We start from the raw sequence: 25,966 nt of genomic DNA on the forward strand, positions 1-25,966 counted from the left end.
AGCTCAGCCGTAGTGGCAGACGTAGTGCAGCGTCGTAAGCACCTCGATCTCGAATGAGCTGTTGCCCGGCACCGAGAACGATTCGCTGTCGCGGTAGGTCACGGCTTCGGTCTCGCCGGCCAGGGTGACCCTGCACTCGCCCTGGATCAGCTCCATGATCTCCGGCTCGACCGTATTGAACGTCAGGGTGGACGGCAGGATGACGCCGACCGACTTCGCGGTGCCATCGGCCAGCTCGATGCTGTGGCTGATGCACTTGCCGTCGAAGTACACATTGGCCTTCTTGGCCACACTGACGTTCTCGAACCGCGTCATGATCTCTTTCCCGAGGTGCCGGAGGTGGAGCCGTCAGCGTACGCGACGTGCGTTAGCGTCCCTGTCATGCGGCTTCACGTGGGATGTGCGATGTGGACGCACGCGGCATGGCAGGAATATCAACCGGTTCCGGCCGAGCGGTTGCGGCATTACGCCTCGTGGTGCACCGCGGTGGAAGGCAATACGACTTTCTACGCGACGCCGACACGCAACACGGTGGAGTCGTGGGCGAAGCAGACCGGTCCCGACTTCCGCTTCGTCGTCAAACTGCCGAAGCCGATCACGCACGAGCGCAGGCTGCACGGTGCGGAGGCCGAATTGCGCGCCTTCCTGGATGCGATGGCGCCGCTCGGCCCGCGCATCCATGCGCTGTGGGTGCAGTTGCCGGGATCGTTCGGTCCGACCGATCTCGGGACGTTGGCCGGATTCCTGCGCGCGCTGCCCGACTCGTACCGGTCCGCCGTCGAGGTCCGGCATCCCGCATTCTTCGAAAATGACAGCGCCGCAAGTCAATTGGAGCAGGTGCTCGCGCGCGTGGGTGCCGAATGGGTGCCCTTCGACACCACTTTGCTTTTCGAAGGACCCGCCGAGAGCGCCGCGGAGGCCGAGGCGCGGGCGAAGAAACCGCGTGTGCCGCGCCGCACGCGAGCGCTCACCGAATTCCCGATCGTCCGCTATCACGGCCGCGATTCCGTTGATCGCACGGTTGCCGGCTGGCAGCCGTGGCTCGACATCGTCATCGCATGGCTGCGCGAGGGCCGCTCGCCAACGGTTTTCATCCACACCCCGGACAACGCCTCCTCCTTGCACCTCGCCCGCCGCTTCCACGACGAGGCCCGCGCCCGCCTGCCCGAACTCGAGCCGCTGCCCGAACCCATTCCGACCGAGCCGATGACTTTGTTCTGAATATCTCGAATAAGTAACGATTCCGAATGTGTGCTCGGATAGACTGGAGGGTGTTGCCGCATTAGTGCCGAGCACGATGGAGGAACCGATGAGCCACGCCACCGCGCAGTCCACATCCTTCACCCTGCGCGGCGCGGTGGGCGCGCTGGCCGCGTGGGAATCCGTGCCGCCGCATGACATCGAGATGCGCGGCACGGTGCTGTTGGTCCCCGGCTTCACGGGCTCCAAAGAGGACTTCGAGGCCATGCTGCCGATTCTGTCGGCAGCCGGATTCCGTTGTGTCGCTTACGATCAGCGCGGGCAGTGGCAGTCCGACGGTCCCGATGAGACATCGGGATACACGATGGCCGATTTCGCCGACGATCTGATCCTCGTCGCCGACCAGATCTCGGACGACACACCGATTCACCTGGTGGGCCACTCATTCGGCGGCTACGTCGCTCGCGCCGCACTTGCCGCCCATCCGGACGGCTTTCGCAGCCTCGCCCTGCTCGCCTCCGGTCCGTCCTCGACCTCCGATATCAACTTCGCGCCACCGCAATTGGTCGCCCAGCTCATCGAAAGCGGTGGCCAGCGGGCACTGTGGGAGCAGATGAGTCAGGCCATGGCGGCCCTGGTTCCACCCGCCGAACTCGAATTCCTGCGCAACCGCATCTTCACGACCAAGAAGGCGAATCTGATCGGCGTCATGCGGGCTATGGAAGGCCCGACCGACTGCACCGCCGCCCTGCGCGCCACCGGCCTCCCGATCCTCATCGCCTACGGCAACTCCGGCGATCTCTGGCCGCCGAGCGTCCACGAACGCTATGCCGAGGAATTGGGCGCCCGTACCGCGGTTTACGACGGCGTCGGCCACCTACCGAACGGGGAGCGTCCGGCCCGCTTGTGCGCCGACCTGATCACCTTTTGGACCGGCATCGATCCGGCCCGGTGAGGCGTAGGCGATACCTGTCTGAGAAGGCGCCTGCTAGCGTGCAGGCATGCACGACAGCGTGACGGTTCGAATGGCAGCACCCGCCGACAAGATCTGGGGCTTGGTCAGCGATATCACGAATACCGGCAAGTTCTCACCGGAGACCTTCGACACCGAATGGCTCGGTGGGGCAACGGCACCCGCCGTCGGCGTCAAATTCCGCGGGCACGTCAACCGCAATGGCTGGGGGCTGAAGTATTGGACGGTCTGCCGGATCGTCGCGTGCGAGCCCGGACGTGAGTTCGCATTCACCGTGCTCGGTCCGGGCGGGATGCCGGTCAACACCTGGCGCTACCGCTTCGATCCCGTCGACGGCGGAACCAACGTAACCGAATCCTTCCAACTGAACGAACAAAACCTCCCCTTGCGCCTCTACTGGCTCCTGGCCGGCCGCGCCCGCGGCAAAACCAACCGCAACGGCATGCGCGAAACCCTCGAACGCATCAAGGCATACGTCGAGCAGTAACCAAGATCAGGTGGAATCCATGGCGGCATTCGTCGAGAAGCCGCCACCACCAGTGCCACCTGATCTTGATCCCGCCGCGCGCTAGGCGGGCCTACCCAGGGGCGGGTCAGTGGCCGCGGGCGATCCAGTTGGCGAGCGCGGGCTTTTCGGCGCCGATGGTGGTGCCTTCGCCGTGGCCGGTGTGGACTGTGGTTTCGTCCGGGAGGGTCAGTAGGCGGTTCCGGATGGAATCGATGATGGTGTCGAAGTCGGAGAACGAGCGGCCGGTGGCGCCGGGGCCGCCGTTGAAAAGGGTGTCGCCAGTGAAAAGGGCGGTTGCCTCGGGTAGGTGCAGGGAGACCGAGCCGGGGGAGTGGCCAGGGGTGTGCAGGACTTCGATATCGGTGCCCGCCACGGTGATTCGCTGAGTATCGGCCAGTGATTCGTAGTCGACGTCGGGGTGGGTCATGCGCCAGAGCGGATCGTCGCCCGGATGCAGCAGGATCGGGGCGTCGAGGCGTTTCGCGAGTTCCGGTGCGACGGTGACGTGGTCGTTGTGACCATGGGTGCAGACGACTGCTCGGACATTGCGGTTGCCGACGGCTTCGATGATCGCGTCCGCATCATGCGCCGCGTCGACGATCACCACCTCGGCATCGTCGCCGATCAACCACACATTGTTGTCGACATCCCAGGTGCCGCCGTCGAGTGAGAAGGTGCCGGAGGTGACGACCCGATCGATGCGCAGGCTCACCAGACCACCACCGAACGCAGCACTTCACCCGCATGCATTGCGGAGAAGGCCTTTTCGACCTGGTCCAGGGCGATGCGCTCGGTAACGAAGCGCTCCAACGGAAGTCGGCCCTGCAGGTACAGATCGACAAGCATCGGGAAATCGCGTTCGGGCAGGCTGTCGCCGTACCAGGAGGATTTCAGTGCGCCGCCGTGGGAGAACAGGTCGATCAGCGGCATATCGATGGTCATATCCGGGGTCGGGACGCCGACCAGCACGACGGTGCCCGCCAGGTCGCGTCCGTAGAAGGCCTGCTTCCAGGTTTCCGGGCGCCCGACCGCGTCGATGACCACATCCGCGCCGAAACCGTCGGTGTATTCCTGGATCTGCTCGACGACATCGGTTTTTGTCGCATCGATCGTGTGGGTTGCACCGAATTCCGTTGCCCAGCTGAGCTTCTGGGGATCGCGGTCGATCGCGATAATGGTCCGCGCGCCGGCCAGTCGCGCACCCGCGATGGCGGCATCGCCGACACCGCCGCAACCGATGACCGCGACCGTATCGCCGCGCGATACATTGCCGGTATTCATCGACGCGCCGATACCCGCCATGACGCCGCAGCCGAGCAGTCCGGCGACGGCCGGGTCGGCATCCGGGGCGACCTTGGTGCACTGACCTTCGTGCACCAGCGTCTTATCCGCGAATGCGCCGATGCCGAGGGCGGGGCTGAGTTCGGTGCCGTCGATGAGGGTCATCTTCTTGCTCGCATTGTGGCTGGCGAAGCAGTACCACGGGCGGCCGCGCTTACATGCGCGACATTCACCGCACACCGCGCGCCAGTTCAGTATCACGAAATCGCCCGCGACAACATGAGTGACCGCATCCCCGACGGCCTCCACGATGCCCGCGGCCTCGTGCCCGAGCAGGAACGGGAATTCGTCGTTGATACCGCCCTCGCGGTAGTGCAGGTCGGTATGGCACACCCCGCAGGACTGGATGCGCACCACCACATCGTGCGGCCCGGGGTCCGGGATCACGATATCGACGAGTTCGACCGGTGCTCCCTTGCTGCGGGCAACCACGCCACGCACGGTTTCGGACACGATTCCTCCTAGATGTCGCCGAGTGCCAATCAAGTATTGCCGTCGTCGATTGCTGAGGTGTCAGAGATCGTCTGGCAGTATGCGAAAAGTCTTGTGCTGAGTTAGCGGCGTCAGAGTTCGGAAGTCTCGCCGGTCGAGTGTTAGGACTGCGTTGGTTTCGTAGTCAGCGGCCAAGGCGACGATGACGGCATCGGCGAGGTCGAGACGCAAGGACGGGTACAGCCTGCGCACAGCGTTCGCCTGGTCGAGTACGTCGGGCGTCACCGTCGCGATCTCGAAGTGTTTGGTGCGTGTTTGCGCGGTGAGGTCCTCGATCATATCGATGGAGACCTGGCGTCCGAGGGCCCGGCGGGCGACCTGGTCGAGTTCAGCGAGCGCAAGGGGCGAGAGCACTACCAAACCCGCCGTTTCGAGCACGTGAAATGCGCCGTCACTGTCTGGGGACGAGGTATCGAACGCAGCGATCAGGCCGGAGGTGTCGGCAACGACAATCCCTGGACCTTCGACACCGAGCGTCATGGATGTTCTGTGTCTCGGCCGAAGTCATCGGCGAGGTAATCGTCGACGCGTTCGGCGAGGGTGGGATCGCCGCTTGCGAATCGTCTCAGCCGCAGCGGCTCCGATCGACGTTGCACGCGGAGGGCAGCCAGATGAATTGCATTGCGGATGATCTCGGCCTCGCTGACGTTGCTCTGTGCCGCGGCCTCCTTGATGGCAGCCAGATCGCTGGCTTCCGCGTAGACCATAGTGCGTTTGAGAGCCATATGAGTATGTTGTCATATATGCCAGCGCGGTGCTGTCGATCGGTGGTCACGCCGAATTCGAGCATGAAGGCTCAGACGTCAGGTGCCCAGTTCGCTGGCGAGAACCGGCCAGGAGTCCTTCAGTGCGCGTTCCCAGTAACCCCAGGAGTGGGTGCCGGCGGGTTCGAGGTCGTAGGTGGCCGGAATGCCGAGCTGATTCAGCCTGCTCCGCAGGTTGCTGGTGCACCAGGCGGTCGACCCTTCGATCGCACCGCCCATCGTCACCTGCAAGGGCAGTCCACCCTCTGCCCAGCTCTGGGTATGCGGATCGGTGGGATTGTCGTACGGCCCGGGTAGTCCACTCCCCGCCGACAAGTACAAATTCAACCCGCGCAAGCCTTCGGCGTTGACATACGGATCATGCGCCGCCCACATCGGATCCTGTGGCAGCCCATACATATTCGCCGGATCGCCGCCACCCTTGCGCACCGACAGCCCGACGAACGCCTGCCCAACCGGATCACTGATCTGCGCGCAACCACTGAATGCGCCGACGGACCGGTACAACCCCGGACTCGAAATCGCCAGCGAAAGCACCGACGTACCGGAGGTGGAGATCCCCGCAATGGCATTGCGCCCATTGGTGCCCAACGCAGCATCGATCAGCGGCGGCAATTCCCGAGTCAAGTACGTCTGCCACTTGTTGACCCCCAACACCGGATCCGGCGCCCGCCAATCGGCGTAATAGCTGTACGCCCCACCGAGTGGCTGCACCACATTGACATTCTTATCCCCGAAAAACCCCATGACATCGGTCTTCGAGCCCCACGTTGCCCCGTCCACTCCACCATCGACCCCCGCCAACAGATACAACGTCGGCCGCGGCACTCCGACATCCGCGGGCCGCTGCACCTCCACCGAAAGCTCCCGCCCCATCGCCCCCGAATACACCGTCAACGTGAGATGCCGATCATCCCGAACCTGAATCCCGGTAATCCTCGATCCATCGGTGCTCACCACCGAGCCAGGATCGTCCGGTGCCCCGTGCGAACGAGGTCCGGCCACAACGGATCCACTTCCGAGCACAATGGCGGCTGCGACAACCGAGGCAAATCGACGACCACCAACACCCATCAGCTACCAACCTCTCGCGGCTCGGCCTCTCCGAAGTCTCACGCCCATCTGCGACAGTAGCCGGGTGGCGGTAGGGCGAGTGACGGCGTCAGCCGGTGAGCTTGCGCTCCGCCGTCCGCAGCACCGTGCGGAAACCGAAGGCGACTGCGGGTGCGAACACCCTGGTCGATGCGCCGCTGCAGACCGGAGTCCGGACCTCGAAGGTCGAGCTCCAGGTGACCTCGGTACCGTCCGCGGTCTCCCGCAACTGCATGCTCCCGCTCTCGTGCCGCAGTGGCGGAATCGAGGACCGGATCAGATAGTCCATCCGGACCGGCCGCTCATATCCGACGATCTCCTCGGTGAGTTTCAATGCGGCCGTTGTGACTTCGCGAATGGTGCCGACGCCGTCGATGCCGGCCCGCGTTACCTCGGCCCGGAGCACGCCCGGCACCTGACGGTAGTTCGCCGCATCGGTGATCCAATCGAAAACCTGCTCGATCGGCGCCGCGATGGTCCGCCGCACGGTCACTGTCCGCATGACCGACTGTAACTACAAACCGGAGAAATCGCGCAGGACAACGTGGTTGCGGTCGGCGCAGCTGCCGAGGGCGTGATCCGGATGCAGGCCGAGGTATTGGCGGCGGGTGCGGGGTGCTCCAACGGCGGGCCGACTCGGTGCGCCAATTGCGGTACCACGATGGTGCCACCGGATCCACGCAGTCGGGTGGTGTCCAGGCCGATCATGCGCAGCTCTCCGACGCGATATTCGACCAGGCGCTGACGGGCGTGAAATACCGTGCCCCAGTGGTCGATTCGGTGCTCGTCGGGCTTGTCGTGGTTACCGCGGCAGACGAAGTAATCGCGGCCGAGCACGCCCCACTCGTCCAGCCGCGCCCGCACACCGAGGCTTTGTTCGAGGGTCACAGCGGCCGCGGCCACATTCGCCAGCCATAGGGTTCGAAGTCGCGGCTCGAGCATGGGAATCTCCGTTCGCCTCCACCTCGAACGGTACGGTTGCGGGTTGAACGCTCGGGTCCCCGCACATGACGTGTCGGCTGTCCGGTGTCGAACATTCGTATCGCCGGGCCTGGGAATTTGACTGCGGCGTGGATGCGGGTCGAGAGTTCGCGAATGGATGGAACGCCCGAGGTGTCCCGCGCGACGTTGCGCAAGGTCACGATTCGACTGGTGCCCTATCTCGGGCTGCTGTATTTCATCAACTACCTGGACCGGGTCAATATCGGATTCGCCGGGCCCAGCGGAATGAAAACGGAGCTGGGGCTGACCGAGACGGCCTTCGGTTTCGCCTCCGGCATCTTCTTCATCGGCTATCTCGTACTCGAGGTGCCGAGCAATCTGGCGCTGCACCGGTTCGGTGCGCGCCGCTGGATAGCCAGAATCATGGTGAGTTGGGGTGTGGTCGCCACCGCCATGGCATTCGTGCCGAACGAAACCTGGCTCTATATCCTGCGATTCACCCTCGGCGTGGTGGAGGCCGGATTCTTTCCCGGCATCCTGCTGTATCTCACCTACTGGTTTCCGCAGAACCAGCGCGCGAAGATCGTCGCACTGTTCATGACGGCGGTGCCGATTTCGACCGCCTTGGGCTCGACGGTGTCGAGTCTGATCATCCAATACGGCGACGATGTCTTCGGCCTCAGCGGTTGGCGATTCATGTTCCTGGTCGAGGGCGTGCCCGCGATCGCCCTCGCGGTGGTCACCTGGTTCTTCCTCACCGACCGGCCGTCCCAGGCGAAGTGGCTGACCGAGACCGAAAGAGATTGGCTCACCTCGGAGCTCGACAAAGAGCAGGCCGCGCGGGTCGAACACTGGACGGTGCGCAAGGCGCTCACCCATCCACGTGTGCTCGGCCTCGCCTTCATCTACGGCGGCATCGTCTACGGCCTGTATGCGCTCGGATTCTTCCTGCCCACGATCATCAACGGCTTCCAGCAGCAGTACGGCACCCATTATTCGGTGGTGCAGCGCGGGCTCATCAATGCGGTGCCGTATGTGATCGGCGCAATCGTGATGGTGCTGTGGAGCAGGCACGGTGACCGAACCGGGGAGCGGACCTGGCATGTGGCGCTGCCCGCGCTGGTCGGTGGACTCGCGATTCCGGTGGCGCTGTACCTGGGCAATCCGTTCGCCGCCATGGTCGCGGTCACCGTCTGCGCCGTCGGAGTACTCGCCGCGCTGCCCACCTTCTGGGCGCTGCCGAGCACCTTCCTCTCCGGCGCGGCCGCGGCGGGCGGCATCGCCCTGATCAACTCCATCGGCAATATCAGCGGATTCGTCGCACCGTATGTCACCGGCGCACTGAAGGACCTCACCGGCACCCAGCGAGCCGGACTGTGGGTCGTCGGCCTGGCGATGATCGGCTCGGCCGCAGGCGTTCTCGCACTGCGATCCCGAATCCGCACCAACTGACGAGTCAGCCTTCGCGCTCGGCCCTGCTCCGCTCGATGCAGAACTCATTGCCCTCGGGGTCCACCAGCGTGACCCAGCCGAGCCCGTCGTCGGTGCGATGGTCCTCGTACACCTTCGCGCCCAGCTCGATGATCCGCCGCACCTCCTCGTCCCGGCTGCGCTCGGTGGGCATCCAGTCGAAGTGGATCCGGTTCTTCATCTGCTTGCCTTCGGGCACCCGGATGAACAGCAATCCGGGCGTTCCGGGCGGCGCCTCGACCAGCGCGTCGTCGGTGCCCGGTCCGTCCGACTCGGCCACCGGCCACCCGGTGACGGCGCTCCAGAACGTCGCCTGCGCATACGGATCGGCGCAATCGACGGTCACATGGCGAAGGATCATCCGACCGAGCGTAGCCGCCGGACCTCGTGCCGGAGGGCTGTGCGGCGGATCACCGGCCCTTCCCTCTGGTCGATGTAGAACGATCCCTCTAATATGAGCCTATGAGCAACCGAGACGTGGTCGAAAAGTTCTATAAAGCAACGCAATCCGGGGACGCCGCCGGCATCCTCGATGCGTTACATCCGCGCTTCCAGGGCTGGGTGGCTCCCGGCATGCCCAGCGTGACCGTCACCCAGGCACACAGTCCGGAAGCGGCGCTCGCGGGCATCTGGCAGCCGGTGTTCCGCGAATACGAGATCGCCCCCTTCGCCGAGGAGTGGTTCGACGCCCATCCGGACACCGTCATCGTGACCGGCCACTACCGCGGCACCGCCCGTGCGACCGGTAAGCCTGTGGCCGCCGAATTCGCCCACATCTGGCATGTCGCCGACGAAAAGCTGTTCGCCCTGCACCAATACACCGACACCTGGCACTGGCACGAGGCGCTGTCGGACGCGGCCTGAACGCACCCGACGGCGGTCGTCCAGGGGGATTATGGCTACATGTCAACGGATCTCGCCGCATTCGTTCGTGGCCTGCCCAAAGCCGAATTGCATCTGCATCTGGAGGGGACGCTGGAGCCGGAGTTGAAGTTCCGGCTGGCGCAACGCAATGGGATCGAACTGCCCGAGCGGACCGTCGAGGAGGTGAAGCAGACCTATAAGTTCCACGATCTGACCTCGTTCCTGCAGGTGTACTACCCGGCCATGCGGGTGCTGCGGCAGTCGCAGGACTTCGAAGATCTGGCCTTCGCCTATCTGACACGCGCGCACGCCGATGGCATCCGACATGTGGAGATGTTCTTCGACCCGCAGGCGCATACCGGGCGCGGTGTCGAGTTCGGCGCCGTGATCAGCGGGTATCGCTCGGCGATCGTGCGGGCCCGCCGGGAGTTCGGCATCTCCGCCGAGTTGATCCTGTGTTTCCTGCGCGACTATTCGGCCGAGTACGCGATGGCGACGCTGCTCGAGGCGCTGCCGTACAAGGATTGGATCATCGGGGTCGGACTGGATTCGGACGAAAGAGGCAATCCGCCAAGTAAATTCGCGGCTGTCTTCGAGCGGGCCCGCCGCGAAGGCTTCCTGCTCACCATGCACTGCGATATCGATCAGGAAGGCTCCGTCGAACACATCAGGCAGGCGCTGGAGGATATCGGCGTCGACCGCATCGACCACGGCACCAATATCGTCGAGGACGAGCGCCTGGTCGAACTCGCCGAAACCAAGGGCATCGGATTCACCTGCTGTCCGGTCTCGAATTCCTTTGTGACCGAACAGATGAAGTCGACCGAGATCCGCACACTGCTCGATCGCGGCCTTGCGGTCACTGTCAACAGTGACGATCCGGCCTACTTCGGCGCCTATGCGGCCGACAACTATCTGGCCCTCGCCGCCAACGCGAACCTCGATCTCGACCGGCTCGTCGAACTCGCCAAGAACTCGTTCCGCGCCTCCTGGCTGACGCCGGGACGTCTGGACGGATTCCTGCGCGAGATCGATGACTACGTCGCAGCGCATCGGCCGAGCGGATCCGAAATCGCCTGACCGATCGACCAGTTGGGGGCGACACGCCCGAATGTGTCGACACCCCTTGAATGAACCGACTGGTTGGCTGTTTGCTCGTGGCGAGCAGTCGCGCAGCAGCGAATCCGAGCCGGTGAACCGTATGTTCATTGCGCGGCGGGTGGGGTTCATGAGTGCTGAATCGTCGTAAAATCGAAACTTCGGATGCGTGTGTCGCGCGCGGCACGCCGCAGGACGACCCACTGGCGGCAAATTGACAGTTTCGCTGGCAACGGTGAATCGACTATGAATGTCTGGTGCCGTTCCCACGCGTGATCACTTGTCTGCCGTCGAATCTCTCCCGCTGGGAGTCGAATTGACCATCGAGCATCATCCCATCGAGGACGAGGTCGGACAGCTCGCGAGAAGGGTCGAGCGGGCCCGGGGCCGACTGGCCTACCAGTTCGACCCCGCGCTGACCGAGGCGCTCTCCGAGGACGAACTGATCGCCGAGCGTGAGCTCGCGGAGAAGATTCGCGGCGAGGATCGCGCACAGCGATGGAAACAGGTCCAGGCCGCGGCCGCCGCGGCCGACCGCGGTAGGCAGACTACGGAAGCGATCGAGAAGGCCGACATCAGAGATCTATTGGTAGCCCGCAAGGCAATTGCGGCGCAGCGGCGGGAGTCCAGCCCGCATGCCAAATTGGCGTCGCTGTACCGGCACCGGGGATGGTCACTGCGCGCGCTGGCGGGCGTGGTGGCGGCGGGCATGCTGTGGTCCGCGGTCAATGTGCAGCACAACATCGCGCCGGGCGGGCCGGGCGATCCGCTGTACTGGTTCAGCTACCTCATCGAGGCGATGATCAGCGTCTGCTTGATCATCATCATGGTCGGCACCAACAAGGTCGCCGAATGGGGCGTGATCGACAACCGCCGACAGGTCGCCGCGGCCGAAATCGCCCTGCTGTCACTGACTGTCACGCTCAACACCTACCCGTACCTGCGCGACGGGGAATGGTACGAGACCGGTGTGCACGCGGTCGCGCCGGTGATGATCGGTGTCGCCCTGCTCATTCACGACGCGGCCAGCGCACGCTACGGTCTGGCCATCTACCGGGCCACCGAGCAGGTCCGCGAGCTGCCCGATCCGGCCGAACAACTCAAGCGGACGATGCCATCGATCGCGTCCTATCGCGCGAACACCCAGGCGGCCCTGGTGGCACAGGGGGCGGAGAGGGAGTCCGCGGAACACGAGGCACTGGCGGCCGCCGAAGGTGCGCAACAGGACGCCGAGCTGGAAGTCGACGAGATCATGGAGGCCGAAGCGGTCGAGGTCGAGGAGTCGCCGGACGGGGAAAGTGCTGCCGCGCAAGAGGGTTCGGAAGCACCCGAGAAGCGTCGGGCGCCGACCAACGGCCAGGCGGACCATGCGGAGCCCCAGGCAGCCGAGCAGCGGCCCGCTCCCGCGAACGCCGAGAACCGCCCAGCGGTCATCAAGGAGCCGACCGCGCCGGTGGTCGCGAAGCCGGTGGTCGCGAAGAACAACCCCTTCGCACCGGCCACACCCGAGCCGGTCGCTACAGCCGAGACCAAGCCCGTCGCGAAGGTCGAGACCCCGCCGCCCCCGGCCAAGGCGCCCGCACGGAAGGCCGCCCCGGTCGGCCAGGAGAAGCCCGCCGCGGAGAACAAGCCGTCGGTCGTGTCTGCGCTGCGCAGGGGCAACGGTTCGGCTGCGGCTACGGCGCGCAAGCCCAGTTCGCTCGAGGGCAGGAAGGACAGCAGGACAACCGAGAACGCGCGCGGCAAGGGCAGCGCACCCGCCGCCGAGCCGGATTCGCACCTGCAGGTGGTTCGCACGCCCGATATCCACGACACCGGGCAGTTCCGCATCGCCGAGATGCTCGAACAAGAACTTGCCGAACTACAGGCGGAGCGCAGGCGGGCCAGGGCCAGCAGGCAACGATGATCCCGCGGCTTGCTTGCCCCGGCACTTCGGGGCATGATGCAGGCGCGGGTCATTAGGTACGTTAAAAACTGGCTATCGCCGTAGTGCAGCAGGTGCGGGACGAAGGGATGGATCGGTCGTCGTGATGAGGTCTTATCACTCAACAGGATCCTGTCCTTCGAATCCTGCGACGGTGTTGCCTCGGTCGTAGCGGATCGGTGCGAGACACCCGGAAGCTGGAGTTTCCGCGTACGGGACCAGCGATATACCTGCTCGCCGGGAGCGCCCTGCTGTCGGTGATCCTGCTCTTCACCACCATCGATCCCTTCCTGGACAAGGGCGGGTTCCTGGTCGGTGGCCTCGACGTGCACATCTATCGGGATGGTGCGTGGCGCATCGTGCACGATCTGCCGCTGTATACCGAGCCGACCATGCGCGGCCTGCTGTACACCTACACGCCGTTCTCCACCATCGCGTTCGTGCCGATCTACATGGTGCCGTGGGGGTACGTGACGAACACCTGGCTGGTGGTCAACCTCTCCGTGCTCATCGCCTGTGTGCTGCTCAGCTGGCGGCTGTTGGGATATCGGATCACGACTCGGCTGGTGGTGGTCAGCGTGCTGATCGCGGCCACCTGCGTATTCATCGAGCCGGTCCGCCAGACGCTCTACTTCGGGCAGATCAACCTGGTGCTGATGCTGCTGGTGCTGTTGGACGCGCTGCGCGGAGATCGAAGCAAACTGCGTGGCCTCGGCGTCGGACTCGCGGCGGGCATCAAACTCACCCCGATCTACTTCGTCGCCTATTTCGTGGCCCTGCGGCACTGGCGTGCGGCGGTTACCGCATTCGTCACCTTCGTCGCCTCGGTCGCCTTCGCCTGGGTCGTCCTGCCCGCCGATTCCCGGCAGTACTGGACCTCGACGTTCTTCCAATCCAACCGGATCGCGCCGGACAACCACCCGTCCAACCAGTCCATCCGCGGTGTCATCGCGCATCTGCTCGGCGGGCCCGCGCCGGTGTGGTTGTGGTTGCTCATCGCAGGCTCGATCACGATCGCCAGCATGATGATCACGACGGCGCTGTATCAGCGAGGTGAGCGGCTGCTGTCGATCACTCTGGCCGGTCTCACCGCCTGCGCGGTGTCGCCGTTCTCCTGGGGACACCACTGGGTGTGGTTCGTGCCGCTGTTCGTCTTCCTCGTGCACAAGGGGCTGGACAACTGGCGCTGGTGGGTGGCGGCGGCGGTGCTGTTCACGGTGACCGCCTCGTGGACCTACCACTGGAGCAAGACCTGGGTGTCGATCGGAGTGTTCCTGCTGCCGCCGTGGTGGCCGATCACCAAGGTCTTGATCAATGGCTACGTCATCGAATTCCTGATCGTTCTGATCGCGGCGTGGATACACCTGCGCAGGGACGGCCGGTCGGCCCTCAGCGAGCGTTCGGCCGAGCGCTCGATCCGATTCCCGCTCCCGCGCCGCCGCGATCCGGAGTCCCCTTCGTGCCCGACCCCTTTCCCCTGACGGTTCTCGGAACCCGTTGGAGCAGGCCAGGTTTGCGCGCAAGGAAATCTGGCGTGCATGGGGAGGGGAGGACCTGTGCGCGTATTGCGTTGGGCGGCCGTCATTCTCGCGGCGTTGTTCTTGTCGGGTGTCGGTATTCCGAGTCACGCGGCGGCGCAGACCTACTACGGCGGATATCGGATCGACTTCCTCGCCGACGGCTACGGCCTCGATCCGGACGCGACCGCGATACTCGACAGCACCGAGGTCTGGACCGTCGGCTATCCCACCTCGGGAACCAGCATGGATCAGGCCTATGGCGCACTGGGTGTGGCGGCGCTGGTGATGGAGATCGGGCCGCGCGATGCGGACTGCGCCGGATTTTTCCCGGAATACTCGTGTGTCGACCGGTTGCTGTGGCCACAGATCAGGCAGGCGTTCAGTGCAGCGGCATGGGCGGCCGCCGCGCCGTATCGGCAATAGCGCCAGACCCTTTGCGATCTCTTTACCTGCGGATTCCCTTCGGTTTCCGCCCGAAAACGATCTCTTGCCGGGCCCGTCAACCGGAGTTACGGTTGCTTCCTGCGTCGCGAAGCAATCGGTCACCGCCAGGTTGCTGGACCTCCCGTGCGATGGGGGGTATTACTTCGATGTCGCACGAATATTTCGCTCGACCGGGCCGGAGGTTTCCCGCAATGACGAAGAAGAAGGCTCAGCCCAACCCGATGTTCGCGGTGACCATGGTCAATGCCATCCATCAGGATGTCGATGGCTACGGAGACAGATGGGTTGCCACCGTCGACCACGGAAACATGCGCGCCGACTGGATCGCCGCAGCCGTCGCCAAGGATGCGCGTACGGTCCGGATCTGGTGCGACGACTGCGGAAACAGCGTCCACCTGTGCCCGGAAATCCGGGACTACCTGCCCGCGGGCATCCGCAAGTCGCTGGCCGACGCCTGGGAGCACTACCACCCGACACACCACGCGTCGTAGGCAACGAGTTCCCGACCGCGCTGTCGGTTGATCACGAGGCGCCCACCGGCACCATGGTCATGAGTGCCCCGACCCTAGTGAAGGGTCGGAGCGCGGTTGTTATCTCAGGACAACTCGGTTGGCACGTAGTGCTCGAGCACCTCGAACCGCTTGGGGTGGTGCACATTTAGTTCGGCGATGTCGACCTGCATCGTGTAAGTGCCAGGGTCCAGGCGCGGGAACGTGGCGAACCAGGTCATCGACGCCAGATCTTCGGCACCGGCGATCATCGGATACGGCAAGGTGACCCCATCACGCGAGAACGTCACCGTCATCGATCGCTGTAATCGGAGAATCACGTCAACCGGCAGCGGAAACGACTTCTCGTCTGGTTCAACCGCTTCGATGATGATCGCGAAATACGTTCGCGAAAGCCCTTGAACGAGTCCGCTATGCCAAATTCGTACATCGCTGTCGACATGGATCACGGCCGGAGCAGCCAGGATGTGGGGCATCATCGAAGGCTGCAGCGCTTCCGGTTCCGGGCCGTCATAGCGCTTCGGTATCGACGACACTGGTCGGCATGATTGTGATTGCGTCAGCTTTGTCGAGGTCGGCGTCGGAGTCGGCATGACGGCATTAGCCATCGCGGCGGGCGGAGGGGGTGACGCGGTAACTGCCGCCGTCCTAGCCGAGAAACTTCCGGACCTGGGCGTGTCGGCGATCATGAGCTATTCGTGGGACAGACTCCTGATCGATCCGGTCCCGGGACCGCGATCACGTGCCGACTTCCACGGGCTGATCGACCACGGAACTGTGGCGGAAGTCCCGCAGACCGCAGGCCTGCGGGTGGGGCAGTCCACGCTTCCGCGCCTGGCACGGCACATCGCGCAGCCGCTACTCCTGATGGATATTCAGGATGGCGTGGTGGGGTTTGCTGCCCAAATCGTCAGTGCTGCGGTCGCCTTCGGTGCGGATGAGGTGGTCGTGATTGATGTCGGGGGCGACATCCTCGCCGAGGGGCATGAGGGCGGGCTCCGCAGCCCACTCGCGGACTCGGTTGCTCTGGCCGCCGCCGTCCGATCGGATCTTCCCGCAACAGTTTTGGTCGCGGGCATCGGCTTGGATGGGGAACTCTCCTGCGCCGACCTGCAATTGAGGCTGGAGATCCTAGGCGCCGAGCAGGAAGCTGTTCTGGAACCCGCAGATGTCGGAGCATTCGAGGGCATCTGGTCTTGGCATCCCTCGGAGGCGAACGGCCTGGTGGCTGCGGCGGCCAATGGGTGGCGTGGCGATGTCGAGACGCAGCGGGGCTCCATCGTCCAACTCGCAGACGCTGCGACATACGTGTACCGGGTGGCGGCGGACGCCGTCGCGAGCGCGTCGTTGGCTGAACTGGTCGCATCGACGACCACGCTTGGCCAGATCGAGGACCTGCTGCGGGAACGCCGTGGCTACAGCGATATCGATGTCGAACGAGACAAGCTGGCGAACCGTTTCGCATCGCACCCACCAATGCCGGATGTGCTGAGTCTCATCGATCGATATGCGGCCGAGGCGGCGGGCCGCGGCATCGACGCGTTGACCATCCGGCGGGTCATCGAACTCGCGGGTGCCACTGACCTGGCAACGACGGCGGCATTGCGGGAATCGCTGGCGCTGCGTCGCCCAGACGAATTCCGACCACCGCTTTATCTGGTTCGTGCTGTCGGCACGGTGGATTACAAACCCACATGATCGACGTGAATCAGCCGTACAGAACCGTCATGGTCTCGATGGATCGACTCCTTCCAGAGGCGAGTGCTCGCGGTCGTTAGCGCCAAGCGGAGTCAACCGGCGAGGCGCCGGGCGGGTCTCGTTACTCGTACCGAATCGGGGGTACGGCCTTAGCGAGTCGTCCGGTTCATGGGCGATTTGTGACATGTCGACGACGAGGAGGGCGAGATGACAACCGCACGAGACATTATGACCGCCGGGGTGACCTGTGTGCGATCCAGTGATTCCGTGGTCGCGGCCGCGCAGCGGATGGCCGAGCTGGATATCGGGGCACTGCCGATATGTGGTGAGGACAACCGGTTGAAGGGGATGCTTACCGATCGTGACATCGTGGTGAAGGTGATTGCCCAACGCAAGGATCCGCTGGGTGTCAAGGCGGGCGAGCTCGGTTCGGGGGTGCCGGTCACCGTCGATGTGACCGATGACGTGCGCAAGGTTATGTCCGTGATGTCGCAGCATCAGGTGCGCCGCGTGCCGGTGCTGGATGGTGATCAGTTGGTCGGCATCATCGCGCAGGCCGATGTGGCGACCGAGCTCGGCAATGCCGAATCGGGCAGCACGATCGAAGCGATATCGACCGAGTACTGATCGTTCTCAGGACACCGGAGCATCCACGGTGTCCGTGGGATAAATCATCCGCTCCGGCGGGTTGCTCGTGCGCCGTGCGAGCGGATAGTAGATGGCCGCTGTGAAGACGATGCCGACGATCCATGAGATATCCGCGCCGCCGAGCACATCGGTGATCGGGCCGGTGTAGAGCTTCTGTGCGAGGAACGGGATTTGGGCGACAATGCCGAGGGTGTAGCAGGTCAGGGCGGCGAGGTTCCAGCGTCCGTAGCGGCCGTTCGGATCGTAGAGCGCCGGGATATCGATGCGCTCGCGCGAGATCAGGTAGTAGTCGATCAGGTTGATCGCACTCCACGGGGTGAACACCATGAGCAGGACGAGCACGAAATTCTTGAAGTTATTGAGGAAGTCGGCGCTGGCCCCGACGGCGATCAGCATCGACACCACAGTGAAGCCGATGATATAGGCCGCCCGCGCGGCCTGGGTGGTGTGCGACCGCCCGTTGAATGCGGTCACCGATGTCAGGATGGACATGAACCCGCCATAGGCGTTGAGACAGTTCACCGTCAGCTTGCCGACCACGATTACCAGGTAGATCAGTAGCGCGATCGCGGACGGGCCGGCGAGGTCGCCGATGAAGCCGACTTGATTGCCCAGGAACGCTTTTCCGGCGACCGCGGCCACCAGCGCGCCGAGCGTCATCGCCCACTGCGAGCCGAGCACGCTGCCCGCGAAGGTGGACCAGAAGGTGATGCGCGCACTGGTCGTGCGGGGCAGATAGCGCGAATAGTCCGCGACGTACGGTCCGAAGGTCAGCTGCCATCCCGCACCGAGGGAGATCGCGAGGACGAAGGTCACGATGTCGAAGGATTTGGTACCGACGTAGGCGCTGACGTCGTATTCGGCGAACAGACGGATCGTCAGGTAGGTGAAGCCGATGATGCCGACCACGGTAGCGATTCGCCCGATCACATGGATCAGTCGATAGCCGGTCACCGCGACCACTGCCGTAAGCGCACCGAAGACGAGTATGCCGACGGTCGAATTGTCCACGTGCAGAATTTTGTTCACGGCCTGACCAGCCAATACCGTACCGGTCGCGGCGAAACCGAGATACATCACGATCACCAGCAACAGTGGCATTACCGCACCGAGGACGCCGAATTGCGCTCTGCTGGAGATCATTTGCGGCAATCCGAGCCGCGGACCCTGCGCCGAATGCAGCGCCATCACAATGCCACCGAGAATATTGCCGAGAAGCAATCCGACGATCGCCCATAGCGCGTCGGCGCCGAATACCACCGCGAGCGCACCGTCGACGATGGCGGTTATCTGCATATTCGCCCCGAACCAGAGGGTGAATTGATTGCGCGGAGTGCCATGGCGTTCGGTATCCGGAATTACTTCGATGGTGCGGCGCTCGATCTGCAGTCCGGCGTCGATTTCGTCGTTGTGCGGCATGGATCCGCCTTCCATCAGGAGAAGGGGAGCAGCTGGGACAGCCTGCCCAGATGCATAGTCCTGTATATACAAGTGGCTGTCAACCGGAACGGCTATGGTTGCGGCCAGGCGACGTGAGAGGTGGTGGCGATGGCCCGCCCGGTGGGCGATGCAGACCTGGCGGTCTTGTTCGCGGCGTCCGGACCCGATGCGGCGCCGGCATATGAGCGGATCAAGACCCTGATCCGCACGCAGATCGGCGCCGGGCGCTGGGTCGCGGGGGATCAGCTGCCCTCGGAGAATCAGCTGGTCGACGCGCTCGGAATCTCCCGCATGACGGTCAACCGGGCGCTGCGTGAGTTGGCCGCGGCCGGGGTGGTCGTGCGGATGATGGGGGTCGGCACCTTCGTCGCACCCGCGAAGGTGGCCTCGCCGCTGTTCGAGGTGCGCAATATCGCCGACGAGATCCAGCAGCGCGGTCACCGGCACCGCACCGAGGTCATCTTCCTGCGCAGCGAACCCCTCGATGCCGACAATCCACTGTTGGACGATTGGCCGAGCGATTCGGTATTCCATTCGCTGCTGGTGCATTTCGACGACGAAGTGCCGATCCAGGTGGAGGACCGCTACGTCAACCCCGCTGCCGCACCCGGCTATCTCGACCAGAATTTCGCCGAGATCACCCCGAACCGGTACCTCAGCGAGGTGGCCCCGCTGGTGCGCGGCGAGCACGTCGTCGAGGCAGTGCAGGGCAGCCAGGAGGACTGCAGGCTACTGCGCATCCGCCGCACCGAACCGTGCCTCCAGATCCGCCGCCGCACCTGGTCCGCCAGCGCTCTGGTGAGTGTGGCGCGCTTGGTCCACCCCGGCTCCCGCAGCCGCCTCGAAGGTGCGTTCGGAGCCTGATCCGCGCGGTCAGGTGCCGAAGTGGAGGGCGTGCGTCACGATCGCATCCAGAGGCGCGTGATGAGCACCCTTCCAATAGGTTCGGCCGCAGTCGGCGCATTGTGCGAACGCGTCGTAGGTGCGTTCGGTCTCGTCCGGGAGTTGTCCGCGCAGGGTCTGCTTATCGGTTACGCGCAGCGGGCCGTTGCAGGCCGTGCAGCGGGTCCATGGTGCGAGGGGCGGTGCGAAACGCGATAGCACGTCGTCGAGTTGTTCGACGGGACGGTGACTGTAAATGTATGCGCCAGCGAAGATTTCGCGTCGACGCAACAGTCCGCGATCGCGGGAGAGCAGGATGCGATGTTCGGTTGCCGAGCGCGTGGCGAGTGCGGCGTCGCCGATATCCGGATTCTCGTAGGCGGTGTCGATGCCGAGCAGCCGCAGCCGCCGCGCCAGGGTGCCGAGGTGGATATCCAGCAGGAAACGCAGCGGTTCGTCGAATCGCTGCGGGCGCATCACAGCGCGCACCGACACCGACTCGCCGTCGGTGGGCAGATACGACGGGTCCATGGACCGACCATCGACCAGGAGCTCGCCCACCTCGGTGAGCGGCACGCCGAGCGATTCCACGATGTGTCCGAGCGTCGACACAGTGTCGATCCGCACGGACGAGCGACCGTCCCGCTGTGCGGCCGCGACGAACAGCCGCAATTCGGGCGCGAAATCAATCGTGATCTGCGCGGTGCTCACGCGGCCAGCATGCCAGGGCATGCGGTCCGGCGACCACCCGGTTTTACAAAGCCCAGGGCTCGGCGCGGCGTCGAACCGGTGGCTCCGCGTTGGCCATGGACTCGAGGTCCTCGAGGAATTTGTCGATACTGTCGGCTGCCACGTGCGTGGAGCCGATCTCGAAGCGGACCTTTTCCTCGGTGCTGTCCATGACCGTGGTGATGAGCTCGTCCTTCAGATCGCGGATGAGCTGGGTGCGCATCTGGGCGATCTGGTCGCGGCCCTGGCTGCGGACCCGGGCGACCTCGGCATCGGCGAATTCGCGCATCTTGGCGATGATGCGTTCGGCGTCGGCGCGCGCGTCCTCGCGGATGTGCTCGAGTTCGGCCTGGGCGTCGGTGACCGCGTTGTCGTAGGCGCGTTTGGCCTCGACGAGGCGGTCGGCCGCCTGCTGGTTCTCCTCGAGTTGTTTCTGAATATTGTTCTGCGCCTTCGCCATCAGTCGTCCGACCGGCGGTGCCACATATTTGACGATGATGAAGATGATGACGGCGAAACCGAAGAGCTGGCTGAAGAAGATCGGCCAGTCGAAGGTGATGTGGAAGATGCCCGAGTCCTCGGACTCGGCTGCGTGGATGGCCCCTTCGGCAAGGATGCCGCTGTTGAGGTTCATTGGCTACGCTCGTCCTGACTGATGGCCGGCGCTGGAGCCGGCGTGCCGATCCTTGATGCCGAGCACTCGATCGGCCAATGTCTCGGCGAGCGGTTCGACAGCGTCACGCAATTCCGCGGCCACCTGGTCCGCCTGGGCCCGCAGTTCCGTCGCGGATTCCGCGACGATCCTGTCGGCCTCGCCCTGCGCCTCACTTCGCAACTGCTCGAGGATAACTCGGCCCTCGTGCCTTGCCTGGTTCCTGATCTCGACCGCTTCACTGCGCGCCTGCGCGACGGCCGCCTGATATTTCTCTTCGGCGTCGGCGAACAAGGCTTTGGCTTCCTTGTTGTCGACCGCGGTTTCGGCGACTCTCGCCTCGCGTTCCGCCAACACCTTGCGTATCGGCGGAACGACGAACAGCCACATGACCCCGAGCACGATCAGGAAGATCAACAGCTCGGCGAAGAATGTGCCGTTGGGGATCAGGAAGTTCCCCTCGGCAACAACATCCGTTCGCGGAGTCATACTGAATTACTTACCTGGAGTAGCGAATACGAAAAGCGCCATAAACGCTAGATTGATGAAGTACGCCGCCTCGACCAGACCGACGGTCAGGAAGAAGTTACCGCGGAGGCGACCCTCGGCTTCCGGCTGACGGGCCACGCCGTTGATCAACGCGGCGCCGGCGAGTCCGTCACCGATACCCGCGCCGATGGCGCCACCGCCCATAATGATGCCGCCGCCGATGAGCGCGCCCTGGACGATGGCTGCCGTGGTTGCGTCTGCCATTTTTCACTTCCTGTTCTTTACTGAGCTCGATCGGCGGCGCCGATCTGGAGTTGTTTCGAGCGATCTGAAAGCGGTCGCCGGGGCTAGTGCTCGTGCTCCAGCGACATCGACTGGCTGAAGTAGAGGACGGTCAACAGCGAGAAGATGAATGCCTGGATGGCTCCGACGAAGAGATCGAAGAGTTTCCAGATGGCATTCGGTCCCCAGCTGATCCAGAACGGGAACAGTGCGATCACCGAGACCATCACGCCGCCCGCGAACATGTTGCCGAACAATCGCAGCGACAGCGAGAGCGGTTTGGCGACTTCCTCGATGACATTGATGAAAACCATTGGGCCCCATCCGGTGTGGCCCTTCAGCAACTGCTTGGCATGCCCACCGGGGCCGCGCCGATATATACCCGCACCCTGGTACATGACGAAGACGAACAGGGCCAGCGCGTAGACGAAATTGACATCCGACGCGGGCGGCGCGATCAATTCGCCGTGTCCGTATTGCACCGGCAGCACCGACAGCCAGTTCGACAACAGGATGTAGATGAACAGCGTGACGGCCAATGGCAGCGCGAACGGCGCGACCTTCATGCCGATGGCGGTTTCCACCTGGTTGCGCATCTGGACCGTGACGGTCTCGAAGAACAACTGCACGCCGTTGGGTACGCCCGAAGTCAGCTTCGCCCGCAGGTAGAACGCCAAACCGAGCACGATCGCCGCCGCGAGGGCGGTCGAGATGATCGTGTCGACATTGAAGTCCATACCCCACAGATGCGCGACCGCGTGTTCGCCGACCTTGATTTTCGGCTCTTCGGCGGGCGCTTCCTCGGCGAGGACCGGGAGCGCCGACTGGGCGAGGGAGGCGAGTTGATTCGTCATGATTGCTGGCGAAGCTCCTTCACTTCAGGCAAGACGGTGACCAACACCAGAATCACTTGAAAGGCGGCCAGGCCGAAGAAGATTCCGATGCCGTGCGGCCTTGCCAGGAAACCCACTGCGAGCGAACCACCGGTTATCGCGATCAGTCGAGTCGCCGAGGAGAGGTACAACCCCTGCTTCCGCGGTTTCTCGGCGTCGGCGACTCGGTTGACCGTCAATCGGGTGAGTTGTGCATTCACCCAACCGAGTCCGAGTCCGATGCAGATGAACAGTCCGAGCAACAGTCGATCGAGCGGCCCGGTCGCTGCCAGGGTCAGCACGCCGATGCCGATTGCGAAGACAGTTGCACGGCGCATTCGGAGTGCATTGACATCCATTGCGACACCGCCTTCGCCGGTCATCCCACCTCGTAGTGGGGTCTTAATTGATCGATAGCATACACATTAACAACCCTTTTGGAAGGCAACGTTTTTGATCTTTCTCCGGCGAAATTTCGGACGATGTCCGTTGGGCGACAGTGTCACACGGGGGACGACAAGATCAACCAGCGATCTTGGTCCGTGTCGGGGAAATCGGACAAAACGGTCAGGGTACTGCTTTCTGCTAATCCTTGGCTTATTCAATCATCGTGCCTAATTTCGGTCATGTTTTTGTAAAGAGATTCCAAAGCGGCGGCCGATACGCTGAGTTGGAGTCGGCTCGTGGCAGCGGATCGTGCGATCGCCGCGATATCCCGATACCGCATCCGGGCGGCAGCTGTTGATAGCTGGCGCGCTGCCGCTCGGGCTGCAATTTACGGGCGCCGGGCCGGTCGCCGGGGGCGGACACGCCGGGCGGTTGGCTCGGTGCCTTCGGGCAGTGGCTGGCGTGACATCGTGGTGGATCGAGTTGGCAAGCAGGGGCGGGTGATCATCGAACAGTTGGCCCACCTGTGGATTCGGGGTCTCCGACCCAGGTGGTGAGTGCTTCGGTCAAGCCGGCGGCGGAGGGTTCGCCAGTAGCCCATGCGACATAGCCGTCGGGGCGCAGCAGGACAGCGGCGGGAGCTTGGATCGCACCGAAACCGGGGATGGTCCAATGCTCGGCGCGGCCGACCGCGCTGATGATCTCGACGCGGTCCTGCCATTCCGGGACGGCCGGAACTTCGCTTCCATTGAGCACCAGCAGGACTGGGCGACTCGTGCGCAGCAGCTCGTGGACCCGAGTATCGCCGTCCGCAGTGCCGAGGTCGGCATCCGGGACGCGACGGCCGATGAGCGGGTGCTCACCCTTGATGTCGTAGCGGATATCGAGTGCGGTGATCATCAGGCCGAGGCGGTGGCGCACCTGGTCCATATCGATCAGATCGCTCATGATGTCGCGCAGTGCGTCGGTGTGTGGGCCGGGGCGTCCGAGCGCGGTCTGGGCGCGGGTGTTGTGCAGGACGCGGGCAGCGATGGGGTGGCGTTCGGACTCATAGGTGTCGAGGAGTTCGTCGGATGCGTTGCCGCGCAAGGTGGCGGCGAGCTTCCAGCCGAGATTCACCGCATCCTGCAGCCCCAGGTTCTGGCCCTGACCGCCCGCCGGGTAGTGGATGTGCGCGGCATCCCCGGCCAGGAAGACGCGGCCCACGCGGTAGCGGTCGGCCTGTCGGGCGGCATCGCTGTAGTGCGAGATCCAGCGCGGGCTGTGCATGCCGAAGTCGGTGCCGGCGAGTTCGGTGAAGTTGGCGCGGAAATCCTCGAAGCTCAGTTCGGCGCCGCGCTCCAGGACGAGGTCGTGGCGCTGCACAAGCAGTCGGTACCAGCCGGGCTCGAATTGGACCGCGGAGAAGTCGCCCGCACCGGCGCGGTGCGCGAAGACGGTCTGTGCGGGTGGATCGGCCAGTTCGACATCGGCGAGCATGCCTGTCACGGTCGCGTCGGTGCCGACATAGTCGATGCCCGCCAGTTTGCGCACCGCACTACGGCCGCCATCGCAGCCGACCAGGTATGCAGCGCGAATCCGGCGTGGATTCGGGCCGCCGATTTCCACCTCGACACCCGCCGCGTCCTGCCGGAAGCCGACAACCGGCGAACCCCACTGCGCGACCGTGCCGAGTTCGGTTGCGTGCCGGTCGAGTTCGCGTTCGATCACCGACTGCAGGACGGCGAGGGTGAAAGGGTAGCGGGTATTGAAGTCGCTGAAGTCCAGGGGCAGGCCGCCGAAATGCCCGGCTTGCATGACACGGCCGAGCGGGAGCAGGTCGTCGAGCAGGCCGCGCTGATCGAGGATTTCCATGGTGCGGGCGTGGATCCCACCCGCCCGCGATTCGCCGGTGCGCGCCGGAAGTCCATCGACGAGCGCGACATCCACGCCTGCCAGACGCAGTTCGTAGGCCAGCATCAGCCCGGTCGGTCCAGCGCCGGCGATCACCACATCGGTCGTTTCCATGTCGGTCTCCTTAACGTTGTTAAGTGATTTAACGTTGTTAAGGAGACCAGAACATTGTTAAGGTGTCAAGGGGTCGGACAGTAGGAGGTGACAGTGAAGATCGATGCGAAGGTGATCGCCGAGGCAGCGTTGGGCTTGCTCGACGAGGTCGGTCTCGACGGACTGACCATGCGGAAGGTGGCCGGGGCCCTGGACGTGCAGGCACCCGCCCTTTATTGGCATGTCAAGAACAAGCGCGAACTACTCGACGCGATGGCACGGCGGGTATTCGTCTCCGCTGTCGACGGGATCGAGGCGCCGCGGCAGGGGGAGGACTGGCAGGACTGGGTGGTGGCGGTCGCCGGGCGGTTGCGCCGGTCGATGCTGCGCTATCGGGATGGGGCGAAGGTGCTGGCCGGAACCTATGTCAGCGATGAAGCCATGTGGCGCACCACGGAACTGACCCTGCGCACGCTCGAGGACGCGGGTTTCTCGGTGGACCATGCCGAGCGGGTGTTTCCGATCCTGCTGCACTACACGATCGGGTTCGTTATAGAGGAACAGGCACAATCCGGCGCGGAGTACGCCGACGGCAATCCCTACGATCCCGCGCGGATGGCGCAGACGGTCGATGCCGAGCGTTATCCGCGGACCGCCCGGATGGTGGCCGAGCTGTTCGACGCCGATACCGACGTGGAATTCGAACGCGGTCTGCGGGTCATCCTGGCTGGAATCCTCGCCACGCGATCCGCGTAAGCAC

At 64.2% G+C, this 25,966-nt stretch carries 32 protein-coding genes; 14 read left to right on the forward strand and 18 right to left on the reverse strand.

The window, feature by feature from the left end; all coding sequences use genetic code 11:
- Positions 1-3: 3 nt before the first annotated feature.
- Positions 4-315, reverse strand: a complete 312-nt coding sequence (locus tag OIE68_RS38975) for a pyrimidine/purine nucleoside phosphorylase (protein ID WP_327095898.1) — start codon at positions 313-315, stop codon at positions 4-6.
- 66 nt (positions 316-381) lie between these two features.
- Between OIE68_RS38975 and OIE68_RS38980 the strand changes: the two genes are divergently transcribed.
- The 3 genes from OIE68_RS38980 (at position 382) to OIE68_RS38990 (ending at position 2,660) form a co-directional block, all read left to right on the forward strand.
- Positions 382-1,221, forward strand: a complete 840-nt coding sequence (locus OIE68_RS38980) for a DUF72 domain-containing protein (RefSeq protein ID WP_327095900.1) — start codon at positions 382-384, stop codon at positions 1,219-1,221.
- An 88-nt stretch (positions 1,222-1,309) separates the two neighbouring features.
- Positions 1,310-2,155: an alpha/beta hydrolase gene (locus OIE68_RS38985; RefSeq protein ID WP_327095901.1), complete on the forward strand. Its 846-nt coding sequence runs from the start codon at positions 1,310-1,312 to the stop codon at positions 2,153-2,155.
- A gap of 46 nt (positions 2,156-2,201) precedes the next feature.
- Positions 2,202-2,660 carry an SRPBCC family protein gene (locus tag OIE68_RS38990; RefSeq protein WP_327095902.1) on the forward strand — a complete coding sequence of 153 codons (459 nt, stop codon included), beginning with the start codon at positions 2,202-2,204 and terminating at the stop codon, positions 2,658-2,660.
- Positions 2,661-2,766: 106 nt separating this feature from the next.
- On the opposite strand, the gene OIE68_RS38995 is transcribed toward OIE68_RS38990, so the two are convergent.
- The 7 genes from OIE68_RS38995 to OIE68_RS39025 form a co-directional block, all read right to left on the reverse strand.
- The gene (locus OIE68_RS38995; protein ID WP_327095903.1) at positions 2,767-3,393 is read right to left on the reverse strand and encodes an MBL fold metallo-hydrolase; all 627 of its coding nucleotides are present in this window, start codon (positions 3,391-3,393) and stop codon (positions 2,767-2,769) included.
- On the reverse strand, positions 3,390-4,475 hold the full coding sequence (locus tag OIE68_RS39000; RefSeq protein ID WP_327095904.1) for an S-(hydroxymethyl)mycothiol dehydrogenase: 1,086 nt from the start codon (positions 4,473-4,475) through the stop codon (positions 3,390-3,392). Before OIE68_RS39000 ends, OIE68_RS38995 begins: the two co-directional genes overlap by 4 nt.
- Before the next feature lie 60 nt (positions 4,476-4,535).
- Positions 4,536-4,994 carry a PIN domain-containing protein gene (locus OIE68_RS39005; RefSeq protein ID WP_327095905.1) on the reverse strand — a complete coding sequence of 153 codons (459 nt, stop codon included), beginning with the start codon at positions 4,992-4,994 and terminating at the stop codon, positions 4,536-4,538.
- A complete protein-coding gene (locus OIE68_RS39010) occupies positions 4,991-5,239 on the reverse strand; it encodes a CopG family transcriptional regulator (protein WP_327095906.1) in 249 nt (82 codons plus the stop codon). Before OIE68_RS39010 ends, OIE68_RS39005 begins: the two co-directional genes overlap by 4 nt.
- Before the next feature lie 78 nt (positions 5,240-5,317).
- Entirely contained in the window at positions 5,318-6,238 is a 921-nt protein-coding gene (locus tag OIE68_RS39015; protein ID WP_327095907.1) for an alpha/beta hydrolase family protein, read from the reverse strand.
- A 202-nt stretch (positions 6,239-6,440) separates the two neighbouring features.
- Positions 6,441-6,872, reverse strand: a complete 432-nt coding sequence (locus tag OIE68_RS39020) for an SRPBCC family protein (RefSeq protein WP_327095908.1) — start codon at positions 6,870-6,872, stop codon at positions 6,441-6,443.
- Positions 6,860-7,312, reverse strand: a complete 453-nt coding sequence (locus OIE68_RS39025) for a hypothetical protein (protein ID WP_327095909.1) — start codon at positions 7,310-7,312, stop codon at positions 6,860-6,862. The genes OIE68_RS39020 and OIE68_RS39025 overlap by 13 nt, the downstream gene beginning before the upstream one ends.
- A 153-nt stretch (positions 7,313-7,465) precedes the next feature.
- Between OIE68_RS39025 and OIE68_RS39030 the strand changes: the two genes are divergently transcribed.
- Complete coding sequence (locus OIE68_RS39030) at positions 7,466-8,764, forward strand: MFS transporter (RefSeq protein WP_327095910.1); 1,299 nt, start codon at positions 7,466-7,468, stop codon at positions 8,762-8,764.
- Between the two features lie 4 nt (positions 8,765-8,768).
- Here OIE68_RS39030 and OIE68_RS39035 read toward each other — a convergent pair whose 3' ends face one another.
- Positions 8,769-9,143, reverse strand: coding sequence for a VOC family protein (locus OIE68_RS39035; RefSeq protein ID WP_327095911.1), 375 nt, complete (start codon positions 9,141-9,143; stop codon positions 8,769-8,771).
- Between the two features lie 101 nt (positions 9,144-9,244).
- Between OIE68_RS39035 and OIE68_RS39040 the strand changes: the two genes are divergently transcribed.
- From OIE68_RS39040 to OIE68_RS39065, 6 genes are all read left to right on the forward strand, one after another.
- The gene (locus OIE68_RS39040) at positions 9,245-9,646 is read left to right on the forward strand and encodes a nuclear transport factor 2 family protein (RefSeq protein WP_327095912.1); all 402 of its coding nucleotides are present in this window, start codon (positions 9,245-9,247) and stop codon (positions 9,644-9,646) included.
- Between the two features lie 39 nt (positions 9,647-9,685).
- Complete coding sequence (gene add / locus OIE68_RS39045; protein WP_327095913.1) at positions 9,686-10,726, forward strand: adenosine deaminase; 1,041 nt, start codon at positions 9,686-9,688, stop codon at positions 10,724-10,726.
- Positions 10,727-11,060: 334 nt separating this feature from the next.
- On the forward strand, positions 11,061-12,650 hold the full coding sequence (locus OIE68_RS39050; RefSeq protein WP_327095914.1) for a hypothetical protein: 1,590 nt from the start codon (positions 11,061-11,063) through the stop codon (positions 12,648-12,650).
- Between the two features lie 197 nt (positions 12,651-12,847).
- Entirely contained in the window at positions 12,848-14,149 is a 1,302-nt protein-coding gene (locus tag OIE68_RS39055) for a glycosyltransferase 87 family protein (protein ID WP_327095915.1), read from the forward strand.
- A 75-nt stretch (positions 14,150-14,224) separates the two neighbouring features.
- The gene (locus tag OIE68_RS39060; protein WP_327095916.1) at positions 14,225-14,611 is read left to right on the forward strand and encodes a hypothetical protein; all 387 of its coding nucleotides are present in this window, start codon (positions 14,225-14,227) and stop codon (positions 14,609-14,611) included.
- Positions 14,612-14,823: 212 nt separating this feature from the next.
- Positions 14,824-15,123 carry a hypothetical protein gene (locus OIE68_RS39065; RefSeq protein WP_327095917.1) on the forward strand — a complete coding sequence of 100 codons (300 nt, stop codon included), beginning with the start codon at positions 14,824-14,826 and terminating at the stop codon, positions 15,121-15,123.
- Between the two features lie 104 nt (positions 15,124-15,227).
- On the opposite strand, the gene OIE68_RS39070 is transcribed toward OIE68_RS39065, so the two are convergent.
- Positions 15,228-15,830 (reverse strand): hypothetical protein, encoded by a 603-nt coding sequence (locus OIE68_RS39070; protein WP_327102054.1) that lies wholly within the window; start codon positions 15,828-15,830, stop codon positions 15,228-15,230.
- On the opposite strand from OIE68_RS39070, the gene OIE68_RS39075 reads away from it, so the two are divergent.
- Together OIE68_RS39075 and OIE68_RS39080 are read left to right on the forward strand one after the other, a co-directional pair.
- On the forward strand, positions 15,733-16,839 hold the full coding sequence (locus OIE68_RS39075; protein ID WP_327095918.1) for a DUF1152 domain-containing protein: 1,107 nt from the start codon (positions 15,733-15,735) through the stop codon (positions 16,837-16,839). The genes OIE68_RS39070 and OIE68_RS39075 overlap by 98 nt on opposite strands.
- Positions 16,840-17,046: 207 nt before the next feature.
- Complete coding sequence (locus OIE68_RS39080; protein WP_327095919.1) at positions 17,047-17,466, forward strand: CBS domain-containing protein; 420 nt, start codon at positions 17,047-17,049, stop codon at positions 17,464-17,466.
- A gap of 6 nt (positions 17,467-17,472) precedes the next feature.
- Here OIE68_RS39080 and OIE68_RS39085 read toward each other — a convergent pair whose 3' ends face one another.
- Complete coding sequence (locus tag OIE68_RS39085; protein WP_327095920.1) at positions 17,473-18,906, reverse strand: cytosine permease; 1,434 nt, start codon at positions 18,904-18,906, stop codon at positions 17,473-17,475.
- 129 nt (positions 18,907-19,035) lie between these two features.
- On the opposite strand from OIE68_RS39085, the gene hutC reads away from it, so the two are divergent.
- The gene (hutC, locus tag OIE68_RS39090; RefSeq protein ID WP_327095921.1) at positions 19,036-19,791 is read left to right on the forward strand and encodes a histidine utilization repressor; all 756 of its coding nucleotides are present in this window, start codon (positions 19,036-19,038) and stop codon (positions 19,789-19,791) included.
- A 9-nt stretch (positions 19,792-19,800) separates the two neighbouring features.
- Here hutC and OIE68_RS39095 read toward each other — a convergent pair whose 3' ends face one another.
- The 7 genes from OIE68_RS39095 to OIE68_RS39125 all read right to left on the reverse strand — a co-directional run bounded on the left by OIE68_RS39095 (position 19,801) and on the right by OIE68_RS39125 (position 25,227).
- Positions 19,801-20,520: a Mut7-C RNAse domain-containing protein gene (locus tag OIE68_RS39095; RefSeq protein WP_327095922.1), complete on the reverse strand. Its 720-nt coding sequence runs from the start codon at positions 20,518-20,520 to the stop codon at positions 19,801-19,803.
- Between the two features lie 43 nt (positions 20,521-20,563).
- A complete protein-coding gene (locus OIE68_RS39100; RefSeq protein WP_327095923.1) occupies positions 20,564-21,172 on the reverse strand; it encodes a hypothetical protein in 609 nt (202 codons plus the stop codon).
- A gap of 3 nt (positions 21,173-21,175) precedes the next feature.
- The gene (locus tag OIE68_RS39105) at positions 21,176-21,679 is read right to left on the reverse strand and encodes a F0F1 ATP synthase subunit B (RefSeq protein ID WP_327095924.1); all 504 of its coding nucleotides are present in this window, start codon (positions 21,677-21,679) and stop codon (positions 21,176-21,178) included.
- Positions 21,680-21,685: 6 nt separating this feature from the next.
- Entirely contained in the window at positions 21,686-21,943 is a 258-nt protein-coding gene (locus OIE68_RS39110; RefSeq protein WP_040687366.1) for a F0F1 ATP synthase subunit C, read from the reverse strand.
- 83 nt (positions 21,944-22,026) lie between these two features.
- Entirely contained in the window at positions 22,027-22,698 is a 672-nt protein-coding gene (gene atpB, locus OIE68_RS39115) for a F0F1 ATP synthase subunit A (protein WP_327101978.1), read from the reverse strand.
- Between the two features lie 113 nt (positions 22,699-22,811).
- Positions 22,812-23,216 (reverse strand): hypothetical protein, encoded by a 405-nt coding sequence (locus tag OIE68_RS39120; RefSeq protein ID WP_245567038.1) that lies wholly within the window; start codon positions 23,214-23,216, stop codon positions 22,812-22,814.
- A 508-nt stretch (positions 23,217-23,724) separates the two neighbouring features.
- Complete coding sequence (locus tag OIE68_RS39125; protein ID WP_327095925.1) at positions 23,725-25,227, reverse strand: FAD-dependent monooxygenase; 1,503 nt, start codon at positions 25,225-25,227, stop codon at positions 23,725-23,727.
- A gap of 93 nt (positions 25,228-25,320) precedes the next feature.
- Between OIE68_RS39125 and OIE68_RS39130 the strand changes: the two genes are divergently transcribed.
- The gene (locus OIE68_RS39130; RefSeq protein WP_327095926.1) at positions 25,321-25,962 is read left to right on the forward strand and encodes a TetR/AcrR family transcriptional regulator C-terminal domain-containing protein; all 642 of its coding nucleotides are present in this window, start codon (positions 25,321-25,323) and stop codon (positions 25,960-25,962) included.
- Positions 25,963-25,966: the final 4 nt, after the last annotated feature.

This window comes from Nocardia vinacea, assembly GCF_035920345.1.
Lineage (GTDB): Bacteria > Actinomycetota > Actinomycetes > Mycobacteriales > Mycobacteriaceae > Nocardia > Nocardia vinacea_A.

Bases quoted from the DNA above. Each gene is read 5' to 3' on its own strand.
- add (WP_327095913.1), top strand. From the start codon at position 9,686: ATGTCAACGGATCTCGCCGCATTCGTTCGTGGCCTGCCCAAAGCCGAA.
- OIE68_RS39110 (WP_040687366.1), bottom strand. From the start codon at position 21,943: ATGGCAGACGCAACCACGGCAGCCATCGTCCAGGGCGCGCTCATCGGC.
- OIE68_RS38975 (WP_327095898.1), bottom strand. From the start codon at position 315: ATGACGCGGTTCGAGAACGTCAGTGTGGCCAAGAAGGCCAATGTGTAC.
- OIE68_RS38980 (WP_327095900.1), top strand. From the start codon at position 382: ATGCGGCTTCACGTGGGATGTGCGATGTGGACGCACGCGGCATGGCAG.
- OIE68_RS39025 (WP_327095909.1), bottom strand. From the start codon at position 7,312: ATGCTCGAGCCGCGACTTCGAACCCTATGGCTGGCGAATGTGGCCGCG.
- OIE68_RS39005 (WP_327095905.1), bottom strand. From the start codon at position 4,994: ATGACGCTCGGTGTCGAAGGTCCAGGGATTGTCGTTGCCGACACCTCC.
- OIE68_RS39085 (WP_327095920.1), bottom strand. From the start codon at position 18,906: ATGCCGCACAACGACGAAATCGACGCCGGACTGCAGATCGAGCGCCGC.
- OIE68_RS39030 (WP_327095910.1), top strand. From the start codon at position 7,466: ATGGATGGAACGCCCGAGGTGTCCCGCGCGACGTTGCGCAAGGTCACG.
- hutC (WP_327095921.1), top strand. From the start codon at position 19,036: ATGGCCCGCCCGGTGGGCGATGCAGACCTGGCGGTCTTGTTCGCGGCG.
- OIE68_RS39080 (WP_327095919.1), top strand. From the start codon at position 17,047: ATGACAACCGCACGAGACATTATGACCGCCGGGGTGACCTGTGTGCGA.
- OIE68_RS39100 (WP_327095923.1), bottom strand. From the start codon at position 21,172: ATGAACCTCAACAGCGGCATCCTTGCCGAAGGGGCCATCCACGCAGCC.
- OIE68_RS39065 (WP_327095917.1), top strand. From the start codon at position 14,824: ATGACGAAGAAGAAGGCTCAGCCCAACCCGATGTTCGCGGTGACCATG.
- OIE68_RS38985 (WP_327095901.1), top strand. From the start codon at position 1,310: ATGAGCCACGCCACCGCGCAGTCCACATCCTTCACCCTGCGCGGCGCG.
- OIE68_RS39120 (WP_245567038.1), bottom strand. From the start codon at position 23,216: ATGACCGGCGAAGGCGGTGTCGCAATGGATGTCAATGCACTCCGAATG.
- OIE68_RS39125 (WP_327095925.1), bottom strand. From the start codon at position 25,227: ATGGAAACGACCGATGTGGTGATCGCCGGCGCTGGACCGACCGGGCTG.
- OIE68_RS39035 (WP_327095911.1), bottom strand. From the start codon at position 9,143: ATGATCCTTCGCCATGTGACCGTCGATTGCGCCGATCCGTATGCGCAG.
- OIE68_RS39040 (WP_327095912.1), top strand. From the start codon at position 9,245: ATGAGCAACCGAGACGTGGTCGAAAAGTTCTATAAAGCAACGCAATCC.
- OIE68_RS38990 (WP_327095902.1), top strand. From the start codon at position 2,202: ATGCACGACAGCGTGACGGTTCGAATGGCAGCACCCGCCGACAAGATC.
- OIE68_RS39020 (WP_327095908.1), bottom strand. From the start codon at position 6,872: ATGCGGACAGTGACCGTGCGGCGGACCATCGCGGCGCCGATCGAGCAG.
- OIE68_RS39070 (WP_327102054.1), bottom strand. From the start codon at position 15,830: ATGATCGCCGACACGCCCAGGTCCGGAAGTTTCTCGGCTAGGACGGCG.
- OIE68_RS39075 (WP_327095918.1), top strand. From the start codon at position 15,733: ATGACGGCATTAGCCATCGCGGCGGGCGGAGGGGGTGACGCGGTAACT.
- OIE68_RS39010 (WP_327095906.1), bottom strand. From the start codon at position 5,239: ATGGCTCTCAAACGCACTATGGTCTACGCGGAAGCCAGCGATCTGGCT.
- atpB (WP_327101978.1), bottom strand. From the start codon at position 22,698: ATGGACTTCAATGTCGACACGATCATCTCGACCGCCCTCGCGGCGGCG.
- OIE68_RS39105 (WP_327095924.1), bottom strand. From the start codon at position 21,679: ATGACTCCGCGAACGGATGTTGTTGCCGAGGGGAACTTCCTGATCCCC.